1 protein-coding gene is annotated in these 1,030 nt (G+C 46.9%); it reads right to left on the bottom strand.

Features of this window, described 5'->3' with window-relative positions:
• Nucleotides 1-158: 158 nt before the first annotated feature.
• On the bottom strand, nucleotides 159-1,030 hold an 872-nt coding region (locus R7070_RS26580), incomplete at its 5' end, for an MFS transporter (RefSeq protein ID WP_318141570.1).

Raw genomic sequence — 1,030 nt, 5'->3', positions numbered from 1 at the left:
TCACCTTTTCTGGTGAATCTTCCATTTGCTCTAGAATACGAGCCATTTCATACGTGGTTAACGACATTACTTTTTGAATTCCATTATGGTGTCAGGAAAAGTGTGAACGACAAATATACACGCGTTACATACATTGGAAAATACTAAATTACACTGATTTACGCATTAGCGAAGCGTGCGTGCCAGCTCTTACCAGCCTTTGAAAATAGAATCACCAATGCTGGTAGCAATACCCACATATGAATAGCAATCAATGTTTGTGGATCAAACGGCAAACGCTGTAAGGTACCCACTAACAAACCAGAACCGCTCATTTGGAACAAACCAAGTAGCGCCGCGGCTGTGCCCGCTTTATCACCGAATGGTTCCAACGCCTTGCCCGCGGCGCCGCCAAGAATCAAAGCAAAACCAACGGACGACATAAAGATTGGCAGCATGAACGACAGCGCCGTGTTTTGGCCATTCATCACCAGCATCACCACACCAGCCAGAGCCAACGTCGAGATACCAACCACAAGCGTGTTGTGTGTGCCAAAACGTTCCATGAACTTCGGTGCCAACATACAGCCAGCGATGTTGATGACCGCGTTAATGCCAAACCAGAATGTGAACTCATTCATTGAAAGGCCCATGCCTGTCATCAATACCGACGGTGCTGACGTCACGTAAGCTAAGATAACCGCCATGGCCATCAAACATAGTGATGCGTGGAAAATGAAAGATGGCGTGCTCAGTACCGACCAGTAACGACTTACTTTGAATACCGCTTGTTTCTCGGTTGCTGGGTTGGTTTCCTTCATCATCAAAAACATCAACGTTCCTGAGACAACCGCAAAACCAGCCATAAAACTGAAGTTTGCACGCCAATCGAATTGCTGTGTTAACCAGCTACCTAAGATTGGTGCCAGTGCCGGAATAAAGCAGATCGCACCATTAAGGTAGCTGATCATCTTTCCGCTTTTCTCTGGGCCGAAAATATCGCGAACTGTTGCAAAGGCTGCTACCGATGTCGCACACGCACCTAAGCCTT

The organism is Vibrio sp. 1557, from assembly GCF_033340175.1.
Lineage (GTDB): Bacteria > Pseudomonadota > Gammaproteobacteria > Enterobacterales > Vibrionaceae > Vibrio > Vibrio alginolyticus.
Note: the sequence above shows the minus strand (reverse complement) of the source record. Positions and strands in the feature narration are given on the sequence as shown.